This window comes from Actinacidiphila sp. bgisy167, from assembly GCF_057707665.1.
The window spans coordinates 15,059-37,007 of sequence record NZ_JBYIQP010000036.1 but is presented as its reverse complement, the minus strand read 5'-3'; the positions used below and the strand labels follow the sequence as shown (position 1 = coordinate 37,007).

Sequence of the window (21,949 nt, the reverse complement as noted above, 5' to 3'; positions counted from 1 at the left end):
CTGAGTTCTTTGCACAATGCCAAGAATACAGATTTTGGTATGCAACCAGACGTGGTGCGCGGGACTGGCTGGTGCGGAACGGCGGGACGACGGCGCGCGGGAGGTGACGGCGCGTGCACCGGCGCACAGCGGGTGGGGCGGGGAGGCCGTGCCTCCCCGCCCCACCGCCGTGGGTGAGGGGAGCTCAGGCCGGGGCGGGCTGCTGGTCGGTTCGCAGGCCGCGGGCCGCGGTGGAGCCGGGTTCCGGCGTGCTCAGCGAGCGCAGGATGGCCTCCACGCTCTCCTTGGCGTCGCCGAAGAGCATGCGGCTGTTCTCCCGGAAGAACAGCGGGTTCTGCACTCCCGCGTACCCCGAGGACATGGACCGCTTGAAGACGACGACGTTCTCCGCCTCCCACACGCGCAGCACCGGCATGCCGGCGATGGGGCTCGACGGGTCCTCCAGCGCGGCCGGGTTGACGGTGTCGTTGGCCCCGATGACGAGCACCACCGTGGTGCCGCCGAAGTCGTCGTTGATCTCGTCCATCTCGAGCACGACGTCGTACGGCACCCTGGCCTCGGCGAGCAGCACGTTCATGTGCCCGGGCAGCCGGCCGGCCACCGGGTGGACGCCGAAGCGCACCCGCACCCCGCGCCGCCGCAGCGCCTGCGTCAGCTCCGCCACCGGGTGCTGCGCCTGCGCCACCGCCATGCCGTATCCGGGCGTGATGATCACCGATGTGGCGTTCTCCAGGAGTTCGGCCGTCTCCTCCGCGGTCGTCTCGCGGTGCTCGCCCTGCTCCTCGCCGCCGCCTGACCCCGCCTCGACGCCGAAGCCCCCGGCGATCACCGAGAGGAAGGACCGGTTCATCGCCCTGCACATGATGTACGACAGGTAGGCGCCGGAGGAGCCGACCAGCGCGCCGGTGACGATGAGCAGGTTGTTGTCGAGCAGGAAGCCGGCGGCGGCCGCGGCCCAGCCAGAGTAGCTGTTGAGCATCGAGACGACGACCGGCATGTCACCGCCGCCGATCGAGACGACCAGGTGCCAGCCGAGCGCGAGGGCCAGGGCGGTGACCGCGATCATCAGGCCCAGGTGCGGGCTGACGGTGAACCACACGGTCAGGGCCGCGAACGCGGCCAGCGCCCCCACGTTGAGCACGTTCTTCCCCGGCAGCGTCAGCGGACGGGACTTGATCCGCGCCGACAGCTTCAGGAAGGCGACGATGGAGCCGGTGAAGGTCACCGCGCCGATGAAGATGCCGATGAACACCTCGGCGTGGTGGACGCCGAGCAGGTCGCCGGCGACGCGGGTCTGCGCGGCGCCGAGCGCCTCCACCTCGTAGTAGCTGTTCCATCCGACCAGCACCGCGGCCAGGCCGACCAGGCTGTGCAGGACGGCGATGAGCTCGGGCATCTGGGTCATCTCCACCCGGCGCGCCCGCCACAGGCCGACCGCCCCGCCGACGGCCGTGGCGGCGACGATCAGCACGACGGCGGTACCGGAGATGTGCTGGGCGGCGGCGATGACGGTGGCGACCAGCGCCAGCGCCATGCCGCCGATGCCGTACGCCACTCCGGCGCGGGAGGTGCGGTGCTGCGAGAGTCCGGCCAGGCTGAAGATGAACAGCAGCGCGGCGACGATGTCGGCGGCCTGTGCGGCCGTGGTTGCGTTCATCGATCCTCAGCCCTTCGAGAACATGCCGAGCATGCGGCGGGTGACGGCGAATCCTCCGAAGATGTTCACGGTGGTCAGCATGATCGCCACGACCGACATCACGGTGACGGCCGGACCGGCGTGGCCGATCTGCAGCAGCGCACCGACCACCACGATCCCCGAGATGGCGTTGGTCACCGACATCAGCGGGGTGTGCAGGGCGTGATGGACCTTGCCGATCACGTAGTAGCCGATGACGACGGCGAGGGCGAACACGGTGAAGTTCCCGACGAGTTGCGCCGGGGAGAAGGCGATCAGCAGGAACATCGCCAGGATGCCGGCGGCGATCATGCCGTAGCGGGCGGCCGGTGGCAGACGGCGCTCCTTCGCCTTCGGCGCGGCGGCCACCGGCGCCGGCTCCTGCCCGGAGGGCGCCGCCGAGACCTTGACGGGCGGCGGCGGCCACGTCTTCTCGCCCTCCCGCACCACCGTGACCGACCGCTGCACGACGTCGTCGAAGTCCAGGGTCAGCAGGCCGTCCTTGCCTGGCGTCAGCAGCTTCAGCAGGTTGACGAGGTTGGTCCCGTACAACTGCGAGGCCTGCGCGGGCAGCCGGCCCGCGAGGTCGGTGTACCCGATGATCGTCACGTCGTTGCCGGTGACGATCGCCTTCCCGCTGACCGTGCCCTCGACGTTGCCGCCCTGCGCGGCGGCCATGTCGACGATGACGCTGCCGGGCTTCATCGACGCCACGTCGGCCGCCGTGATCAGCCGGGGGGCCGGGCGGCCGGGGATCAGCGCGGTGGTGATGATGATGTCGACGTCCCTGGCCTGCTCGCTGTAGATCTCCGCGGCGCGCCGGTCGTACTCCTCGGAGGTCGCCTTGGCGTAGCCGTCGCCGCTCGCCTGCTGCTCCACCTCGACGGCGAGGAACTCCCCGCCCAGCGAGCGGACCTGGTCGGCGACCTCGGCCCGGGGGTCGGTGGCCCGCACCACCGCGCCGAGGCTGCCGGCCGCGCCGATCGCGGCGAGCCCCGCCACGCCCGCGCCGGCCACCAGGACCTTGGCGGGGGGCACCTTGCCCGCGGCGGTGACCTGTCCGGTGAAGAAGCGCCCGAAGACATGGGCCGCCTCGATCACGGCGCGGTAGCCGGCGATGTTCGCCATCGAGCTGAGCACGTCCATCGACTGGGCCCGGGAGATGCGCGGGACGGCGTCCAGGGCCAGGACGGTGATCGGCCGCGCCGACAGCGCCTCGACGAGTTCGGGGTTGTGCGCCGGGCCGATCAGCCCGATGAGGGTCGTTCCGTCGCGCAGCTTCTCGATCTCCTCCGGCGAGGGGGCGTTGACCTTGAGGAGCACGTCCGCCTGCCAGGCGTCGCCGATCCGCGCGCCCGCTTCCGCGTAGGCCTCGTCGGGGAAGCCGGAGGCTGCGCCGGCCCCCGGTTCGACGACGACCTCGTAGCCGAGGCCGAGCAGCTGGCGGACGCTGTCCGGCGTGGCCGCCACCCGCGTCTCTCCGGCGGTGGACTCGGTGACGACACCGATCTGCTGAGGGGGTGAATCCGACATCGCTCTCCTTCTCGTCGACATCCGTCGCTTCCCGTCGCTTCCCGTCGGCTCCGGTCGGCATGGCTTCCGGCCGACATCGCTTCCGAGACGACGCCGCGGCCGGCCGAGCGGTCGTCCGCGTGCGAGCTCCCGGCCTCCTGTCTCCCGGCGCGGCCGTGCGGCCGTGCGGGCCGGGGACGCGTGTGCGGCGAAGCGTTCCCCTGCTTGGTGCTCCGTCAACCTGTTCGGGGCTCGTGTGACCCGGTTCATCGGTCCGACCGCGGCGGTGGCCCGTGCCCGGGCGCCGGCCGCAACCCGTGTGCGGGGCTGCCGGCGGTCCACGTTCGTGCTGTCCGCTTCCGGGCGCGCGACTTCCCGTGGCGGGACTGTACATCCCAAGAGAGTACTGCATACAGTATCCATTCCCCCTTCGAACGGAGAGGAGTCGCCGTGAAAATCGCAGTCCTCGGAGCCGGTGCGATCGGCGCTTATGTGGGCGCGGCACTGCACCGTGGTGGCGCCGACGTCCACCTGATCGCCCGGGGTGAGCATCTTCAGGCGATACAGGCGCACGGAGTCCGGGTGAACAGCCCGCGCGGGGACTTCGTGGCCAGGCCCCACGCCACGGACGACCCCAAGGAGATCGGCCCCGTCGACTACGTCTTCCTGGGCCTGAAGGCACACTCCTACGCGACCTCGGGACCGCTGATCGCACCGCTGCTCGGTGACGACACCGCGGTGGTGGCCGGTCAGAACGGCATCCCGTGGTGGTACTTCCACAAGCTGGCCGGCCCCTACGAGGGGCGGCGCATCGAGGCGGTGGACCCCGGTGGCGCCACCAGCGAGGTGCTGGCGCCGGAACGCGCCATCGGCTGCGTCGTCTACCCCGCCACGGTCATCGAGGCCCCGGGCGTCATCCGGCACCTGGAGGGCACCCGGTTCTCCATCGGCGAGCCGGGAGGCGGCGTCTCCGACCGGTGCGCGCAGCTGAGCGAGGCGATGATCGCCGGCGGCCTCAAGTGCCCGGTGGAGCCGAACCTGCGCGACGACATCTGGATCAAGCTGATGGGCAATGTCGCGTTCAACCCGATCAGCGCGCTCACCCGGGCGACCATGGTCGAGATCTGCAAGCACCCGCCCACCAGGCGGCTGGTCACCCATCTCATGGAGGAGACGCTCGACATCGCCGCCAGGGTCGGCAGCACCCCCGACATCTCGATCGAGAAGCGGCTTCGGGGCGCCGAGGGGGTGGGACACCACAAGACCTCGATGCTCCAGGACCTCGAGTCCGGCAAGCAGCTGGAACTCGACGCCATCGTCACGGCCGTCGTGGAGATGGCCGACATCACCGGCGCGGAGGCCCCCAACCTGCGGGCGGTGCACGCCGCGACCGACCTGCTGTCGCGCAGCGTCACCGCGGCCCAGGAGAACGGCGGCACCCCGCGGTAGCCGGTAGCCGCACCGCCCCGCACCCGACCGCCGGTCCGACGACCGACGCGTGGCGCCAACCCTGCCACCGGTCCCGTGACACGAGACCGTCCCGCGACACCCGATTCCGCACCACACGCGGGCCGCCGGCCCACCGCCGGGCGTCCGCACCGCAGCACCTCCGGGGCCCGGTCCCGCCGTGGGCGGCGGGACCGGGCCCCGGACGGGCGCCCGCACCGGCTTCGCGGGCACGAACGAGGGCCGCGACCCGGCTCGGTAGGCTTTGCCCGGTCACACCGCAACCAGCTCGTCCGCCGCCGACCTGCCGGGGACGCTCGTCACCCCCCGGGGGGTTCCGGCCCGCGGCCCCGGCGGCGTTGCGACTCCAGCAGGACGTGCCGGCGCGCGGCCGCGGCCCCAGGCAGAGAGGAGTCGTTCATGCTGTTCCGTCAGCTGGAGTACTTCGTCGCGGTCGCCAGGGAGCGGCACTTCGCCCGGGCGGCGGAATCCTGCTACGTCTCGCAGCCCGCGCTGTCCGCGGCGATAGCCAAGCTCGAGCGGGAGCTGAACGTCACGCTGATCAACCGCGGGCACAACTACCAGGGCCTGACCCCCGAGGGGGAACGCCTGGTGGTCTGGGCCAAGCGGATCCTCGCCGAGCAGGAGGCCTTCAAGGCCGAGGTGGCCGCCGTCCAGTCCGGTATCACCGGCACCCTGAGGCTGGGCACCGAACCCACCGCGTCCACCACCCTCGTCCTGCCCGTCGCCGCGTTCTGCGCCGCGCACCCGCTGGCCAAGGTCCAGGTCCGCTCCCGGCTGTCGACCACCGAACTCCACCGCCAGCTCCTCGCGTTCGAGCTGGACGCCGCGATCGCGCACTTCGCGCCGCACGACCGTGAGAACCTGCAGATGATGCCGCTGTACGAGGAGCGGTACATGCTCCTCGCCTCCAGCGACCAGCTGCTGCCGCACACCGACACCATGAGGTGGGCCGAAGCGGCCACCATGCCCCTCGCGCTGCTGACCCCCGACATGAGGATCCGCCAGGTCATCGACGACGCCTTCGCCGAGAGCGGCGTCGTGGTCACCCCGCAGGTCGAGACGGACTCGGTGGCCGCCCTCTACGCCAGCGTGGGCGCCGGCGCGTGCGCGAGCATCGTCCCGCACACCTGGCTGCGGGCCATGCCGCCGCTCGGCAGGATGCGGGCCGTGCGCCTGGTCGACCCGGACGCCAGGGCCAAGGTCTCCGTCGCGATCCACGCGGCGACACCGGGGTCCGTCGCGGCGCGGGCGTTCATGAACGCCGCCGCCGGGCTGTCGCTCGACGAGTTCTTCGACCAGCCGCTGCCGGCCGAGCACCGCGTCAGATGAGCCCGGGCCACTCGGGGTCCTCCCGCGCGTACAGCAGCTCCACGGCTGCCCGGTCCAGCCCTCCCTTCACCGTGTGCGGCAGCGAGCCGACGATCACGATCCGGTCGGGGACCTCGAAGGGCGCCAGGCGGCCGCGGCAGTACCGCCGCATCTCCTCGGCCCCGGGCAGCTCGGCCCCGGGCGCCTCGGCGCCGGAGCGCACCACGGCCGCCCCGACCCGCTGCCCGTACGTCGCGTCGGGCACGGCGAACACCGCGGCCTCGGCGACCCCCGGGCATCCGGCGAGGACGTCCTCCACGTACTCGGGCGAGATCTTCTCGCCCCCGCGGTTGATGAGGTTCTTCAGGCGCCCGGTGAGGAACAGGTGGCCGTCCTCGTCGAGCGAGCCCAGGTCGCCCGTGCGGAACCAGCCGTCGGCGAAGCCGTGCGCGGTCTCGCCCGGGTTGCCGAGGTAGCCGCGGGCCATTTGCGGACCGTGCACCCACACCTCGCCCTCCACGCCGGGCGGGCACGGCTTCCCGTCCGCGTCCAGGACCCGCAGATCCACGCCGGCCGGCCGGCCGGCCGAGCCCTGCTTCAGCGGCCCGTGCTGCGGCAGCGGCTCGCTCGTCGCCTGGTGCGCGGACTCCGTCATGCCGTACGCCGACAGCAGCGGCGCGCCCAGGGTGCGTTCGAGCGCCCGCTGGGTGGCCGTGTTCAGCGGCGCGCTGGAGCTGCGCAGGAACCGCAGCGGCGGCAGCCGCGCGTCCGCCAGGTCCGTCGCCGCCCGCTCCAGGAGGATCTCGTGGACGGTCGGCACCGCGGTGAACCACGTCGCGTCCGCCGCCCGCATGTCGTCCCAGAAGGCGCGTGCCGAGAACCGCCCCCGCGCGGGCAGCAGCACACGGCCACCGCTCGCCAGCGTGGACAGCAGCGCGGCGAACAGCCCGTGCCCGTGGAAGAAGGGCATCACCGCGACCGTGGCGTCACCCGGACCGAGCTCGTACGCGGCGCAGACCTCGCGCACGGAAGCGGCCACGTTGCCGTGCGTCAGCGGCACCATCTTCGCCCGGTCGCTCGTCCCCGCGGTGAACAGCACCAGGGCGTCCCGCGTGGTGAGTTCGGCCGCCGCGCCCCGCGCGAGCGCCGGCGTCTCCGACGCCGGGGCGCCCGTCTCCAGCACGGCCGTCGCCGGGCCGGAGAGGTCCACCCGCAGCGTCCACGCCGGGACACCGGGCCCCACGGACGTCGCCGGGGCGCCGGCGGCGACCGGCCCCAGCAGGACGGCCCGTACGCCCAGCGCTTCCAGCCGGCCCGTCAGCCGCGGCCCGGGCAGCGCCGGGTCCACCGGGGCGACCACCAGCCCGGCCCGCGCCCCGCCCAGCAACGCCACCACGAACTCGACGGTGTTGGCGCTGACGAGGCCGACCGGGTCCCCGGGGCGCAGCCCCGCGGCGGTCAGGCGCGCGGCCACGGCGGCGGCCAGCTCGTCCAGGGCGCGGTAGGAGATGCGCGCGCGGTCGGGCCCGGCGATCAGCGCCGTCCGGCACGGACGCCCACGCGCATGGGCGTCCAGGAGATCGGTCAGCCCGCTGATCTCGGGAGGCCGGTACGGGTCGGGGTCGCGCACGGATGCAGCGGCCGGAACGGCCATGGCCGCACCTCCTCGCGCCGGGGATGTCTGATGAACCGTCCCCAGCGAGACTGCGCGGGGCGTTGCGCGCCCGTCCAATACGCGCTGCCGAACGCTCGATAGCGAAGGTCTATCAACCCACCTCAAGAGCCCTGTGGCGTGCGTCGATAAACGCTGTCTATCGGCTGGTCGCCGATAGGTCTTGGACGCGGGGGAGCGCGCTGCGGATGGTGGGAGAAGCAGCCGCACGCATGACTTGCCCAAGGAGGACCTCGGACCATGACCGCCCCCTCACCACTGGAGACCGTGGCGAACGCCGACGCGCCGGCCGAGCTCACCGACGGGTACCACCTGGTCGTCGACGCGCTGAAGATGAACGACGTCGACACCATCTACGGCGTGGTCGGCATCCCGATCACCGATCTGGCACGGCTCGCCCAGGCGCAGGGCATCCGCTACATCGGCTTCCGCCACGAGAGCAACGCGGGACACGCCGCGGCCGCGGCGGGCTACCTCACCAAGAAGCCCGGCATCTGCCTGACGGTGTCGGCCCCGGGCTTCCTCAACGGACTGGTCGCGCTCGCCAACGCCACCACCAACTGCTTCCCGATGGTGCAGATCTCCGGCTCCAGCGAGCGCCACCTCGTCGACCTCAAGCAGGGCGACTACGAGGAGATGGACCAGCTCGCCGCCGCGCAGCCGTTCTGCAAGGCCGCCTACCGCGTCAGCCGGGTCGAGGACATCGGCCGCGGCATCGCGCGCGCCCTGCGCACCGCCGTCTCCGGGCGCCCCGGCGGTGTCTACCTCGACATCCCCGCCGCGGTGCTCGGCTCCATCATGGACGCCGAGGAGGGCGCGAAGACCCTGAGCCGCCTCGTCGACCCGGCGCCGCGCCAGCTGCCCGCCCCCGAGGCCGTGGACCGGGCGATCGAGCTGCTGGCCGGCGCGCAGCGGCCGCTGATCGTCCTCGGCAAGGGCGCGGCGTACGCCCAGGCGGACGCGCAGATCCGCGAGTTCGTGGAATCCACCGGCATCCCCTATGTCCCGATGTCCATGGCGAAGGGCCTGCTGCCCGACAACCACCCGCAGTCGGCGGCCACCGCTCGCTCGCTGGCGCTGAAGAAGGCCGACGTCGTCATGCTGGTCGGCGCCCGCCTGAACTGGCTGCTGAACCACGGCGAGGCACCGCAGTGGAACCCCGACGCCACGTTCATCCAGGTCGACATCGAGGCGAAGGAGATGGACAGCAACCAGCCCATCGCCGCGCCGCTCGTCGGCGACATCGAGTCGGTCGTCGAGGCGCTCAACGAGCGCAGCAAGCCGGGCCGGATCGCCACCCCCGCCGCCTGGCGCGAGGAACTGGCCGCGCGCTCGGCGCAGAACGTCGCCAAGATGGCCGAGCGCCTCAAGGCCGACCCGCACCCGATGCAGTTCATGGGCGCCCTGAAGGCCGTACGCGACGTCATCCACGAGCACCCCGAGACCTACCTCGTCAACGAGGGCGCCAACGCCCTGGACATCGCGCGCAACGTGATCGACATGCATGTGCCGCGGCACCGCCTCGACAGCGGCACCTGGGGCGTCATGGGCATCGGCATGGGCTACGCGATCGCGGCCGCCGTCGAGAGCGGGGCGCCCGTGGTGGCCGTCGAGGGGGACAGCGCGTTCGGCTTCAGCGGGATGGAGATCGAGACGATCTGCCGTTACAAGCTGCCCGTGGTCACCGTCATCATGAACAACGGCGGTGTCTACCGCGGCGACGACGTCAACCCCTACGACGACGCCCCGTCGCCGACCACGCTGATGTCCGCGGCCCGCCACGACGTGATGTTCGAGGCGTTCGGCGGCAAGGGCTACCGGGCGACCACGCCCGCCGAGGTCGCCGCCGCCCTCACCGAGGCGCTCGCCTCGGGCGGCCCGGCCCTCATCGACTGCGTGATCGACCCCTCGGCCGGCACCGAGAGCGGCCACATCTCCCACCTCAACCCCAAGGGGATCACCGTCGGCAACATCGTGCCGGCCAAGAAGTGACCCAGTGACCGCGGTGACCGCCCCGCGGGGGCCAGGTCCCGTCCCCCGAAGCACCGTTCTCCAGCACCGCACACCCGCGCACAGACACGAAGGAAGCGAAGATGAGTGAAAAGCCGCTCGCCGGGATCAAGGTGATCGACTTCACCGGGGTCCAGGCCGGTCCCGCGTGCACCCAGATGCTCGCCTGGTTCGGCGCCGACGTCATCAAGGTCGAGCGTCCCCAGGGCGGCGACGTCACGCGCAACCAGCTCCGGGACGACCCGGACCTCGACGCGCTGTACTTCACGATGCTGAACAGCAACAAGCGTTCGCTGGCGATCAACACCAAGACCCCCGAGGGCAAGGAGGTCATGGAGAAGCTGATCCGCGAGGCCGACATCCTCGTCGAGAACTTCGCGCCGGGCGCCATGGACCGCATGGGCCTGGGCTGGGACCACATCCACGAGCTCAACCCGCGCCTGATCTTCGGCTCGGTCAAGGGCTTCAACGAGGAGTCGTCCTGGAACGACCTGAAGGTGTACGAGAACGTCGCCCAGGCCGCCGGCGGCGCCGCGTCCACCACGGGCTTCTGGGACGGCCCGCCGACCATCAGCGGCTCCGCCCTCGGCGACAGCAACACCGGCATGCACCTGATGATCGGCCTGCTGACGGCGATCATCCACCGCGACAAGACGGGCGTGGGCCAGAAGGTCTCCGTCTCGATGCAGGACGCCGTCCTCAACCTCACCCGGGTCAAGCTCCGCGACCAGCAGCGCCTGGAGAAGGTCGGCTACCTGGAGGAGTACCCGCAGTACCCGAACGGCGAGTTCGGCGACGCGGTGCCGCGCGGCGGCAACGCCGGCGGCGGCGGCCAGCCGGGCTGGATCCTGAAGTGCAAGGGCTGGGAGACCGACCCCAACGCCTACATCTACTTCACGATCCAGGAGCAGAACTGGAAGCGCACGGCCGAGGCCATCGGCCACCCTGAGTGGGTCGACGACCCGGAGTACACCACCGCCAAGGCGCGCCAGTCGCACATCTTCGAGATCTTCGGCGAGATCGAGAAGTGGCTGGCCGACAAGACCAAGTACGAGGCGGTCGACATCCTGCGCAAGTGGGAGGTGCCCTGCGCGCCCGTCCTCAGCATGAAGGAGCTCGCCGAGGACCCCGACATGCGCAGGAGCGGCACCATCGTCGAGGTCGAGCAGAAGGGCCGCGGCACCTACCTGACCGTCGGCAGCCCGATCAAGTTCTCCAACTTCAAGCCGGAGATCAAGGGCGCCCCGCTGCTCGGCGAGCACGGCAGCGAGGTCCTGGCGGACCTGGGGTACGACGCGAACGAGATCTCGGCTCTGCGGGAGAAGCAGATCATCGTCTGACCCGGCCTCGGCCCGCACAGCCCCACGGGTGCCCCGCGCGAGCGTCACGCGCGGGGCACCCGTGTGTCCGCTTCCGTCCGTGTCTCCGTCTCCGTCCGTGTCTCCGTCTCCGTCCGCGTCTCCGCCCCGTTTCGGTACGACGGAGACCCCGACCGATGCCCGGCTCTGTCGTCGGGCAGTACCCGCGCGGAAGCACGGCGTCGTCGGCATGGGGGGCGGCCCAGACGGAAGGAATTCCCCGAGGCCGGCTTGTCGTCTCGCGGAGGCCCCCGCGCCGGGGCATCTCTCGACACGCTGCCGGTGCGTGCGTTGTCATCAGCACTTCATGGCAAAGGGATTGTATGAAGCCGGTGAGACGGCGACGTTTCGTCCATGTGATCTGGGCCGGAGATATCGGAACAGTTACCGCGATGTGGTGGCTTGCCGGAATACCCGCCTCCGTGTGCGGCGATCCATGACCCCCATCGACGCCCTTCAAAGCCTCGCAGGCGATGCAGAGGTGACGGTTGATCAGATGCGCGCAAAGAAACACATAAAATAGCGTGCGCAGACTGGATATTCAATAGCTTTACAGAGCATGGCGCTTGATGTTCAAATTCGTTCGATCGCTGACCATGGAGGGTCCTTTGAAAGTTCCATTTGCCCGAAGATTTACAGCGCCCCTTGCCGGAGCCCTCGTCGCCGGCCTGATGGCTTCTTCGGCGGCGTACAGCGCCACACCTTCCCCGTTCTCGGATGCCGCTCCTGCCGGGCAGGGGAGCGCGAAGCCCGTGCCGGTCTCGGTGACGCTGGTCACCGGCGACAAGGTGAAGATGTCTCAGGGGCCCGGCGGAGCGGTGTCGATCGACGACATCGAGCGTGCGCCGGGTGCCAGGGGTTCCGTGCGGGTGGCCGTCGAGAAGGGCGACACGTATGTGTATCCCGATGAGGCGATGCCCTACATCGCGACCGGCCGGCTGGACAGGCAGCTGTTCAACGTCACCCAATTGGTTGCCCAAGGCTATGATGACGCCCACACCGGTACGCTGCCGCTGATCGTCACCCAGTCCGATGACGCGGTCGCCGGCAGGAGCGGTACGACCGCTCGCAAGAGTGGTGCCGCCGGGGGCGCGCTGCCGTCCGGCAAGGCGTTGCCCGGGGCGAAGGCCACCTTGGACCTGCCGTCCATCAACGGGGCCGCCGTCAAGGCGCAGCGATCGATGGCCGCGACCTTCTGGTCGGCGCTCACCGACACCGCCGGGCAGGACGCCGTGCGGTCGGCCAAGCAGACGGCTGATGAGAGTCTCCCCGCGTTCGCCGCGGGTGTCGAGGAGGTGTGGCTCGACGCCAAGGCGCAGGGGACCATGGCGGAGAGCAACGCGCAGATCGGCACGCCTGAGGCGTGGAAGGCGGGTGGCACGGGCGCGGGCGTCCGGGTCGCCGTACTGGACACCGGAGTGGACTTCACCCACCCCGACCTGGCCGGTCGCGTGGTGGCGTCGCGCAGTTTTGTCGAGGGCCAGGAGGTCGTCGACCGCAACGGCCATGGCACCCACACCGCCTCCACCGTCGCCGGGACCGGCGCGGCCTCCGGCGGGAAGGAGCAGGGTGTCGCCCCCGGCGCGGACCTGATCGTGGGCAAGGTCCTGAACAACGACAGCGCCGGGTTCGACTCGGACATCATCGCGGGCATGGAGTGGGCGGCGCGGACCGAGCACGCCAAGGTGATCAACATGAGCCTGGGCTCGCCGTTTCGGCACACCCAGGACGATCCGGTCAGCCAGGCGGTGAACACGCTGACCGCCGAGACGGGCGCGCTGTTCGTCATCGCCGCGGGCAACACAGGCCAGAACCCCTACTCCGTGACTGCCCCGGGTACCGCGGACGCCGCGCTCACGGTCGGTTCGGTGGACTCCTCCGACGTCCTTGCCTGGAACTCCGCCGTCGGCCCGCGGTTGGGCGACGACGCGATGAAGCCTGACGTGACGGCGCCGGGTGTCGACATCCTGGCGGCCAGCTCGCAACAGGTGAAGGGCGCCGAAGGCTTCTACCGTACGGAGAGCGGTACGTCGATGGCGGCGCCGCACGTCGCCGGTGCGGCGGTGCTGCTGGCGCAGAAGCACCCGGAGTGGACGGCGCGGCAGATCAAGGACGCGCTGATGAGCACCAGCGCGCTGACGCCGGCCTATACGCCCTATGAGGCGGGTTCCGGCCGTCTGGACGTGGCCGCCGCCTATGTGAAGGACCAGGTCATCGCGACCGGGTCGGTGGACGCGGGGCTGGTGCGCTGGAGCGAGGACCAGAAGCGCGAGCCGGTCAAGCGGAAGATCACCTACACCAACACCACGGACAAGGCCGTCACGTTGCGGCTCGCGGTCGACCCCGGTGCCGCGTCCGCGGGGGTGTTCACCCTGGCCGCCGACCGCGTCACGGTCCCGGCCCGCGGCACCGCGACGGTCGAGGTCGTCGCGAACCCGAAGGGCCTCGCGCCCGGCCAGTACGCCGGCCAGGTCACCGCGCGCTCCTCTTCGGTCGCCGTGCACACGGCCGTCGGCATGTCGGTCGAGTCCGAGAAGTACGACCTGACGGTCCACCTGAAGGACAAGGCCGGCAAGCCGGTGAGCGGCGAGGTCGAGATCACCGGCGCCGACGGGCAGACCACCTCGATGTATGTCCCAGACGGTCAGCTCACCAGCCGCTGGGCGCCCGGCTCCTACACCCTCGTGTCCACCATGGACGTCGAAGGCCGCAACGGCCCGCACTCCCTGGGCTACGCCGTCCTGACCGCGCCCGAGGTCGACCTCACGGCCGACCACGACGTGGTCCTGGACGCGTCGGGCATCCGCGAGGTCAAGGTGGACACGCCCAAGCCTTCGGTCGTGACCACCAGCCGGATCGACCTCTACCGCTCCTTCACCTCGTCGCAACCCACCCCGAGCGACGCTCAGGCGCTGCACGACGTCATCATGGTCTCGCCCGAGTACGACAGCATGTGGGCGCTCCCGACCAAGAACAAGGTGAAGAAGGGCAGCTTCGTCTTCACCACCCGCATCCGCGCCAAGCAGACCCCGCTCAAGATCAGCTACACCGGGCACAGCCTCGACCAGACCGTCCTCGTGCAGCCGGGCTCCGCTCCGTTCGCAGACGGCACCTCCAACGTCGAGGCCGTCTTCGCCGGCACCGGCAAGTCCGCCGACTACGCGGGCCTGTCCGCCCGCGGCAAGGCCGTGGTCGTCCGCGCCGACGCCTGGGTGACCCCGGCCGACCGGGTCGCCGCCGCCCGCGCCGCCGGAGCGGCGATGCTCCTCGTCGTCAACAACGCCGACGGCCGCCGGAGCGAGTGGTACGGCGAACCGGACAACCGCACCACCGGGCTCCTCCCCGTCGCCTCGCTCACCGTCGACGAGGGCGAAGCCCTGATCAAGAAGATCGCGTCCCCGGGCAAGACCAAGCTCAAGGTCGAGGCCCACCCCTCGCCGCAGTACCTGTACGACTTGGCCGACTACCACCAGGGAGGCATCCCGGACGACCCCTCCGCCGCCACCGACCCCGGCAGCCTCGCCCGCATCGACAACGTCTTCGCCCCTACGGGCACCGGCCAGCAGATCCGGGAGAGCCGCGAGGACAGTCCAGCGTACGAGTACTGGCCTGCCGCCTACCCCTACCTCACCGGCCCCGGGATGAGCCGCGTGCCGCCGTTCCCGAAGGAGCCGGTCGCACCGGGGACGCGCACCGACTGGGTGTCCGCCGGCGACGGCGTGAAATGGCAGCAATACGTGGGCGACCAGGACGGCTTGTCGACCTGGACCGACATCGTCGGCTACCGGCCGAACAGCGTGCAGAGCGAGCACTGGCAGGGCCCCCTCATCCGGCCGCGTATGGTCGATGCCGAGCTTCCCCACCGATACGGAAACGCCATCGCCGGAACGGTCTCGGGCTTCGGCGACGGAGGTTCCGCCCACAGCGGCACTGACTACCAGGCGACACGAGACATCGCCCTTTACCAGGGCGACAGGAAGCTGTGGGGCGGCATCCCGACTGCCGACTTCGGGGTGGGTGACCTCGTCCCGGAGAGGCTTCCCTACCGGCTCGTGGTCGACACGCAGGGGAACACCGACCACACCCCCTACTCGACGACCACGCACACCGAGTGGAGCTTCTGGTCCGGCACAGCCGACAACGAGGCCATCCCCCTGGTCCAGCTCGACTACGACACGGCCGTCGACCTCGACGGGCGGGCCAAGCGCACCTCGGACGTCATCGTCAAGCCCGTCGTCCTCGGCAGTGACGCCGCCAAGGACGCGGTCTCCTCGGTCAAGCTCGAGGTCTCCTACGACGACGGCGCCACCTGGCAGCCCCAGGACCTCAAGCAGACCAAGGGAACCTGGCGGACACAGCTCCACGCGCCCGCCCGCGCGGGTGACGTCTCCCTCCGCGTCACCGCCAAGCAGCACAACGGCGGCGGCATCACCCAGACCGTCACCCGGGCCTTCGGCCTGAAGTAACACCGCATCAACCGACCGGCGGCCGGCGCCCCCACCCTCCAAGGTGAGGACACCGGCCGCCGTTTCGCCGACCGGCGCCACCCGCGTCCGTCAAGCCACCGCCCTCTCGCCGCACTCGCCCGCACCGGCCGCCACGGCAGACCCGGCCCATGGCCGGGGGTCGTCTCCAGCCAGAGGCCCCTCCTCCGCGTCCACCGGCGACCCCAGCAGTCCGGCCGTCGTGAACCCCGGAAAACCGTCTACGACGTCATCAGCCTCGACGTCCAGAAGACCGGCCAGGCCGCACGTGCCGCCGCGACCCCGCAGGAACTGAGGAGCGGAGACCTTCTGCGCCGCATCAGGGACGCCGCCCCATCGATGGGTGACGCCCCGTCAGGTCGTCGCCACTCGATCCGTCTTGGCGGCCGCCACCTGGCGGTACAGCTCCTTCTCCTTGGCGCGCCGCTCGGTGACGTCCCGGATGACAGCGCCGACGTAACCTGGTCGCCCCTCCGCGTCGTTCAGCAGCACCACGCTGAACTCGATCGACAGTTTCCGGCCGTCGGCGCCCACCGCGGGCACGGTCAGGAGGTCGTCGTCCCCGTACTTGGTGGTCCCGGTGGCCATGGACTTCTCGAAACCGTCCCAGTGACGCTGCTGGTGCCGTTCGGGAATGATCAGGTCCAGGCTGCGGCCGTCCACTTCGACCGACGAGTATCCGAAGATCCGCTCCGCACCGTGGTTCCAGTAACGGATGAGTCCTTCGCGGTCGATGATGACCACGCCGTCGGGCGCCTGGGCCGCCATGCCCAGCACTACCTCGGGGTCCAGGTCGTCCATGTCTCCTCCGGCCTTCGGGCGGGCAGGTGTATGCAGCAGATAGCATACAGTCGCCACGTGTCATGGCCATGAGATCGGCAACGGCCCCGGAGCGGGCAACGGCCATCGCGGCGCATCACCTCGACCGGAATGGCCGGCGGCCATGCGGAAACCGCAGCTCCGCCGTCCGGTCGGGCTGCGAGCCGACCGGTGCCGCAGCGGTACGCGCGGCAGCGGGCCGCGTCGCCGTCACGTCACCGGCCACACCCCGCGGGCTGCCGCGCTTTCAGCCGGAGAGGTCCTGCACATCCCTGTCCAGCGCGTCGAGCACGGGAAGAAGTCGCTCTTCGCTGCGGGCCGCGAGGGCGTGCTGGGCATCCCGCACGGCGGAGACGACCATCGCGGCCAGAGCATGCGCATTGTCCGGGTCGGCAATGGCCGGCGAGATCACCAGTTTCTGCAGCTCGCCCTTGCCGTTGACCGTCGCCCGCACCGCGCCGCCGCCCGCTGATCCCTGGACGGTCGCCGTGCGGAGTTCCTCCTGGGCCCGGAGCAGGTCCTGCTTCATCCGCGTAGCGGTGTTCAGGAGCCTCTGTATGTCGAGTCCGCCGGCGGATTCCATATTGCGGTTCCTTTCGCGTGGGGGCTGCGCCTGCCGGGTCGAGGAGGCGCGGGAGGTTGTGCGGCGCGCGGCGCCATGGTCGTTCGCGTTCACGTGCGGGCGAACAGGAGGAGGGCCTGAGGCTCTGGCGAGCGGTGCGGTGGACCGAACGGCCAGAAGCCCGGTGCGGTCCGCGAACCCGCCGACCCCGCCCGAAGGACGGGTTCGACGGGTTCGACGCGAAGCGGCAGTTCGCGACGGACAGCGCCGGGCCCCGGGTCACCGGCCGTCAGGCCGCTTCATCCCTTGCTCCACTTCTGGTTGTCCGTGCCCTCGCAGCTCCACAACTGGAGCTTGGTCCCGTTGGCGGTGCGCATGTCGGTGACGTCCACGCACATACCGACCTGGGTGTTCACCAGGTCGTGGGCGCTGTTGAGCTTGAACCTCTGCGCCCAGCCGCCGTTGCAGTTGGCGAGCTGGATCGGGGTGCCGTCGGCCTGCGAGGCACCGGCGACGTCCATACAGAGTCCGAACATCCGGGCGGTGCCGTCGGAGCGGAAGTCGATCTGCTGCCACGAACCGCCGACGCAGTCCCGGATCTCCAGCCGCGTGCCGTCCTGGGCCTTGGTGTATTGGGATCCGCTGGCGGTGATGCAGCGGCCGCTGTCATGGCTGTAGACCAGAACACCCCCGTACGAGGTGATCGTGTGCTGCTGCGACGTGTTCTGCTGAGTCGTCGTGCCACCGGATCCGCCGGTGGAGCCGGATCCGCCGGTGGAACCCGATCCGCCGGTGGAACCCGATCCGCTGGTGGTGCCGGATGCTGAGCGATGCGCTGTGGAGCCGTCGGGGGTGTTGGAGCCAGACGGGTTGATCACGCCGCCGTCGGGCGAGTTCGACCCACCGCCGTCACGGTTCGAGGCAAGGCCGTTGTTCGGCTGCCCGGAGTCGACGGGCTTCCCCGACATGCCCGGTACAGGGGGCTTCCCCGGAGTGCGCTTTCCCGGCTCGCCCGGATGGCCCGGCCGGCCCGAGTGGGCAGGGTCGGCCGCGCCGTGTGAACCGCCCGAGGGGGAGGACGACACGGGGGCGGTCTGCCCGGCCTTCGCGCTGTCCTCGGTGCCGGAGCCGGACGACATTTTCGCCACCGCGAACACGATCAGGAGCACACACACGGTGAGACCGGCGCCGCCGATGATCCACGTCCACGGCCGTGATCCCGGATTCCCGCCCTCGCGAAGCTGTGTCGTGCGCCGGGTGAACGCGGTGACGAAGCGCGAGGACGCTCCGTCCGGGTGTGAGTCCTGTGGCTTGGGCTGGGGCGGCACTTCGTCTCCCGTGTCCTAGAAGTATGGGTGTGCAGGGGAAGTCGGACTGCGCGATCCCACGTCGGGGGATGCGCATGAGGTAACCGCCGACAGGGCGCCGATGCGACGGCCTGACGGCGTGGAGCGCAACGCAGCACATCGTCGGGTTGGGCGGGGCAGCGCGGCGGCGGTGACCTGGGGGCGGCCTGCCGAGCAGGATGGAGGGCCGACCCCGATCCCGCTTGTCAGCCCGCAGCCGCGCGGTTCGTCGCGGACGTGCCCGTCCCCGCGTGGTTCCTGAACGTCATGCCGGCGGCGGCCTCCCAGGGCGCCGTCCTCGACTTCGTGTCTCGCCGGGTGAGCGCCCGCGGTGGCATGGCGACGAGGGGACGCATCAAGCCCTCGCCTTCGGGTCCGCCGCCACCTTGAGTGCGGTCACCGGCATGATCCGCTCGTGGCACAAGAGGCGCCCGTGCCGCGGCCGCGTAGTGGGTGGAGGCGAGCTGTGCGCGTCCCCGATCGGCGTCAGCTCGATGACCCGGGGCGACGAGGCGCCCCTGAGGTCGAGGCGCGCCACCGCTGAACCGTGCCCGCGCATCCCCCGTGGCCAGGCATCATTTCCCTCGCCGACCGGCAGCCCCGCCCGGTCGCAGAGCGACGCACCGCCTATGGCGCCTCCGGCGATCCCGAAGAGGGCTCGTCTTCTGTGTGCTGCCACGTGCTGTTTGCTCCCTGGACCAGATTCTGTGACGGCTCGTCGCCCGCAGACGGACTCACGGTGACGTCCGGTCCGAGCTGACACCGGAGTTCCTCGCCGTAGCCGCGCGCTGTAAGGGGATTCCTCGCATCTGCTTACCGCCGACTCGTCCGCCTCGGCGCGGTGCCGGGACCGCTCGAATCCGTACGCACCGTGCGACCGCCGTTCGAAGAGGATCGGCGCGCGTCAGGCTACGCCGGTGTCCATGCGTCTTTCCCTCCCGTGGCCCGCAGGTTCATGGAGTTGGCGCCCTCGTTCCAGTGTCCCGTTCGATATATGCCGTTTGGTATCAGTGTCCACGGGTTTCTGAGGGCTGTGGCGGTGGGCGGAGGTCTTGTGGCGGTCCCGTCGGCGATGCGGCCGGGACGCGTGTGGGTGCGACCGGACGAAACCGCACCCAACCAGTGCAATGTACGCACATGCCTGACCGCTGCCCGCGGCGGTCGGCCCGGCCGCGCCCGCACCCGTCTCCGCGGCAGCCGGGTGCGGGTACGGGCGTATGCACGTCAACGCTCGGCCGGCTCGGCCATCCCACCCGAACGCCACACGATTGGTCACCAGGCGTGGTCCCGGGCGGCACCCTCCTCCAGAAAACCCGCGCCAACGCCATGAACCTCCGTGCCATGATCCCCGGCGAGCCAGAGGGGAGGCGCTTGCGCCTGGTTCAATCCAACAGGCGCCCGTCGGGCGATCCGCAGGTCCTGGCATTGCTCCGCGTCGGTTCTGTGTCCGGTCGGGCTGCCCTGAGCCCTTCATGCTGGACCGATACGCCGGGTATCGGCCTGCGGCGGAACAGTTCAGGAAGGCGGACAACATGGCCCAAGATGTCGGTGCGGGCACCAGTTTCCAGGGCTCGGACGGCGTTCTTTACAACATGGAGCCGTCGGAGCTCCGTGCCAAGGCGCAAAACATCCGTGATACCGAAGCGCTGGTCCAGCAGGATCTCCGAGATCTGAAGAACTACGTCGTCGGCCTCGAAGCCTCCTGGGGCGGTATCGCCGCGACCACGTTCCAGCAACTCATGCTGGAATGGGACTACCACGCGATGCAACTGAGGGACGCGCTCCTCGGCATCGCGGGCGGCCTGACCACCGCCGCCGCCAACGCCGAAGACTCCGAGCAGTCGAACGTGTCGAACCTGACCAACATCCAGCTCCCACCGGCGCGGCTGGCCTAACCCAGTTGCCGCCTGCCGCCGCAGCGGTTCGGACGTCGTCACCCCCACACATCTTGCCTACTCATCTCGTCGAAGGAATTGGCATGACCAATATCGAAGGTGCAGTTATCCGTGTCGGCAGGGACCTGGAGGGGAGCGGCGCCTACCTCAACTCACGGGCGGCAGAGATCATGGGCGAGCTGAGCCGGCTCAAGCAGAACCTGCAGACGCTGATCGACGCATGGCAGGCACAGTCCGCGACCGAATATCAGGCCCGTATGTACGAGTGGGACCAGGCAGCCACAGGTCTCTTCGGCTCCGAGGCGGAGGGCGGGGTGCTCGGCGAGATCGCCGCCGCGATGAAGGTGAACTGGGACAACTACCACGGCACCGAGGAAGCCAACCTCAAGACGTTTATGGCCTGACCCGGGCTACAGCGGACCGCGCGGCCGCACGCCCGATATGGCCCTACGTGTGACAAGGAAGCACCAGTGGAGAACGAACGCTGCCACGTGACCGTGGTGGGAACCCGGCGGCGGGTGGACCTCGCAGTGCCCGCGGACGCGGCCATCGCCGAGTACACCCCGGCCCTGCTCGACCTTGTGGGGCAGGTGGAGTTCGACGACACCTTTCCGCCGGTGTGGTCGCTCGCCATGCCCGGCACCCCGCCGTTCCCGCCGGAGACCTCCCTGCGGGAGTGCGGTGTGGTCGACGGCGCGACCCTGTACCTGAAGGACATGGCCGCGGGAGAGTTCGACGAGCCCGTGGTCACGGACCTGGAGGAGACGGTCGAGCAGCTCGACGGTGCGGCCACCGCGTGGGGCTGGCGGTCGCGGGCCTTCACCACCCTGGTCCTCGGTGTCCTGTGCCTCGTCGCGGCTTTCGCGACGCTGACCTGGACCGGCCGGGCGCTGCCGGCCACCGGGGCCGGGGCGATCGCCGGTGCCTCCGTGCTGGCCCTGCTGGCTTGGCACTCCACCCGGCAGGGCTGGTCGCTGCCGCTGGGACTGCGGCTGGTCATGGCGTACTCCGCGGTGCCGCTGGTCGCCGTGGCCGCGGCCTCGCTGCAGCCGGCGGCCGCCGGCACGACCTCTGTGCTCCTGGCGCTGAGCGGAGGCGCCCTGATCGGATCGCTGGCCGCGGTCTTGGCGATCCGTCACGCGACGACGCTGATGGTCGTGGCGATCAGCGCCTTGGCCCTGCTGCTCACGGTGTGCCTGCGCCTCCTCGGCGCCTCGCTGCTGGAGGCGTCCGCGGTGGTCGGTGTCGCCATGATGGTGGTCCTCGCCGTCGCACCCAAGGTCGCCGGGCACACCTCGGTGCTGGCCGATGCGCACATCGGCCGACCGGAGGCATACGGCGACGAGGCCGATGTGCTGCACCTGGTACGCCGCGGCCAGCGGCTGCTCGTCGGGCTGAACTCGCTGGCGTCGTTGGTGTCCGCCGCGTGCCTGGTGATCCTGGGCACCTCGGACCAGCCGTTCGCCGTCGCCCTGGCCGGCTGCCTCGGCCTGGCCATGGTCCTGCGAGCGGGCCGGCTGACCATTGCGGTGGCGGTGGTGCCGGTGGTGACCGCGGGAACGACCGGCCTGGTGGCCACCTTGATACACGCCCCGGGAGCCTTCGGGGCACCGGTCGCGACCGGTCCCTTCGCCCTGGTCGCCGTGGCCGCGGTCGCGCTGCTGATCGGCCTGAGCCGGGCCTTGCGCGCCGACCGCTCCGACGAGCGTGCGGCGTGGATCGACCCGCTCGGCGGGCTCTTCCTGCTGGCGTCTGTGCCGCTGGCAGTGGGCGTCTTCGGCGTGTACGTCTCGCTGCTGAACCCCGGTCAGACACCGTGACGGTACAGGGGAGCGGAG

At 70.7% G+C, this 21,949-nt stretch carries 14 protein-coding genes; 8 read left to right on the top strand and 6 right to left on the bottom strand.

Annotation, left to right across the window (positions count from 1 at the left end; all coding sequences use genetic code 11):
• Positions 1 to 184: 184 nt before the first annotated feature.
• Both pntB and AC3ET4_RS16190 read right to left on the bottom strand, forming a co-directional pair.
• Positions 185 to 1,657, bottom strand: coding sequence for a Re/Si-specific NAD(P)(+) transhydrogenase subunit beta (pntB, locus tag AC3ET4_RS16195; protein ID WP_431949825.1), 1,473 nt, complete (start codon positions 1,655 to 1,657; stop codon positions 185 to 187).
• A 6-nt stretch (positions 1,658 to 1,663) separates the two neighbouring features.
• Positions 1,664 to 3,208, bottom strand: a complete 1,545-nt coding sequence (locus AC3ET4_RS16190; protein WP_431949823.1) for a Re/Si-specific NAD(P)(+) transhydrogenase subunit alpha — start codon at positions 3,206 to 3,208, stop codon at positions 1,664 to 1,666.
• Positions 3,209 to 3,637: 429 nt separating this feature from the next.
• Here AC3ET4_RS16190 and AC3ET4_RS16185 point away from each other — a divergent pair, with 429 nt between their 5' ends.
• Both AC3ET4_RS16185 and AC3ET4_RS16180 read left to right on the top strand, forming a co-directional pair.
• Positions 3,638 to 4,636 carry a 2-dehydropantoate 2-reductase gene (locus AC3ET4_RS16185; protein WP_431949821.1) on the top strand — a complete coding sequence of 333 codons (999 nt, stop codon included), beginning with the start codon at positions 3,638 to 3,640 and terminating at the stop codon, positions 4,634 to 4,636.
• Between the two features lie 417 nt (positions 4,637 to 5,053).
• Positions 5,054 to 5,986, top strand: coding sequence for a LysR family transcriptional regulator (locus tag AC3ET4_RS16180; RefSeq protein WP_431949819.1), 933 nt, complete (start codon positions 5,054 to 5,056; stop codon positions 5,984 to 5,986).
• Here AC3ET4_RS16180 and AC3ET4_RS16175 read toward each other — a convergent pair.
• Entirely contained in the window at positions 5,979 to 7,619 is a 1,641-nt protein-coding gene (locus AC3ET4_RS16175) for a FadD7 family fatty acid--CoA ligase (protein WP_431949817.1), read from the bottom strand. The genes AC3ET4_RS16180 and AC3ET4_RS16175 overlap by 8 nt on opposite strands.
• A gap of 258 nt (positions 7,620 to 7,877) precedes the next feature.
• Here AC3ET4_RS16175 and oxc point away from each other — a divergent pair, with 258 nt between their 5' ends.
• From oxc to AC3ET4_RS16160, 3 genes are all read left to right on the top strand, one after another.
• A complete protein-coding gene (oxc, locus tag AC3ET4_RS16170) occupies positions 7,878 to 9,629 on the top strand; it encodes an oxalyl-CoA decarboxylase (protein WP_431949815.1) in 1,752 nt (583 codons plus the stop codon).
• A gap of 101 nt (positions 9,630 to 9,730) precedes the next feature.
• Positions 9,731 to 10,987 carry a formyl-CoA transferase gene (frc, locus tag AC3ET4_RS16165; protein WP_431949813.1) on the top strand — a complete coding sequence of 419 codons (1,257 nt, stop codon included), beginning with the start codon at positions 9,731 to 9,733 and terminating at the stop codon, positions 10,985 to 10,987.
• A gap of 770 nt (positions 10,988 to 11,757) precedes the next feature.
• Positions 11,758 to 15,471: a S8 family serine peptidase gene (locus AC3ET4_RS16160; RefSeq protein WP_431949811.1), complete on the top strand. Its 3,714-nt coding sequence runs from the start codon at positions 11,758 to 11,760 to the stop codon at positions 15,469 to 15,471.
• Between the two features lie 372 nt (positions 15,472 to 15,843).
• On the opposite strand, the gene AC3ET4_RS16155 is transcribed toward AC3ET4_RS16160, so the two are convergent.
• From AC3ET4_RS16155 to AC3ET4_RS16145, 3 genes are all read right to left on the bottom strand, one after another.
• Positions 15,844 to 16,290: a PAS domain S-box protein gene (locus tag AC3ET4_RS16155; RefSeq protein ID WP_431949809.1), complete on the bottom strand. Its 447-nt coding sequence runs from the start codon at positions 16,288 to 16,290 to the stop codon at positions 15,844 to 15,846.
• Between the two features lie 265 nt (positions 16,291 to 16,555).
• Positions 16,556 to 16,891, bottom strand: coding sequence for a YbaB/EbfC family nucleoid-associated protein (locus AC3ET4_RS16150; protein ID WP_431949807.1), 336 nt, complete (start codon positions 16,889 to 16,891; stop codon positions 16,556 to 16,558).
• 278 nt (positions 16,892 to 17,169) lie between these two features.
• Positions 17,170 to 17,838 carry a ricin-type beta-trefoil lectin domain protein gene (locus AC3ET4_RS16145; RefSeq protein ID WP_431949805.1) on the bottom strand — a complete coding sequence of 223 codons (669 nt, stop codon included), beginning with the start codon at positions 17,836 to 17,838 and terminating at the stop codon, positions 17,170 to 17,172.
• Positions 17,839 to 19,688: 1,850 nt separating this feature from the next.
• Here AC3ET4_RS16145 and AC3ET4_RS16140 point away from each other — a divergent pair.
• The 3 genes from AC3ET4_RS16140 (at position 19,689) to eccD (ending at position 21,931) form a co-directional block, all read left to right on the top strand.
• The gene (locus AC3ET4_RS16140; RefSeq protein WP_431949803.1) at positions 19,689 to 20,111 is read left to right on the top strand and encodes a WXG100 family type VII secretion target; all 423 of its coding nucleotides are present in this window, start codon (positions 19,689 to 19,691) and stop codon (positions 20,109 to 20,111) included.
• A gap of 83 nt (positions 20,112 to 20,194) precedes the next feature.
• Positions 20,195 to 20,515 carry a WXG100 family type VII secretion target gene (locus AC3ET4_RS16135; RefSeq protein ID WP_431949801.1) on the top strand — a complete coding sequence of 107 codons (321 nt, stop codon included), beginning with the start codon at positions 20,195 to 20,197 and terminating at the stop codon, positions 20,513 to 20,515.
• 66 nt (positions 20,516 to 20,581) lie between these two features.
• Positions 20,582 to 21,931 (top strand): type VII secretion integral membrane protein EccD, encoded by a 1,350-nt coding sequence (gene eccD / locus AC3ET4_RS16130; protein ID WP_431949799.1) that lies wholly within the window; start codon positions 20,582 to 20,584, stop codon positions 21,929 to 21,931.
• The last annotated feature ends 18 nt before the right edge of the window (positions 21,932 to 21,949 follow it).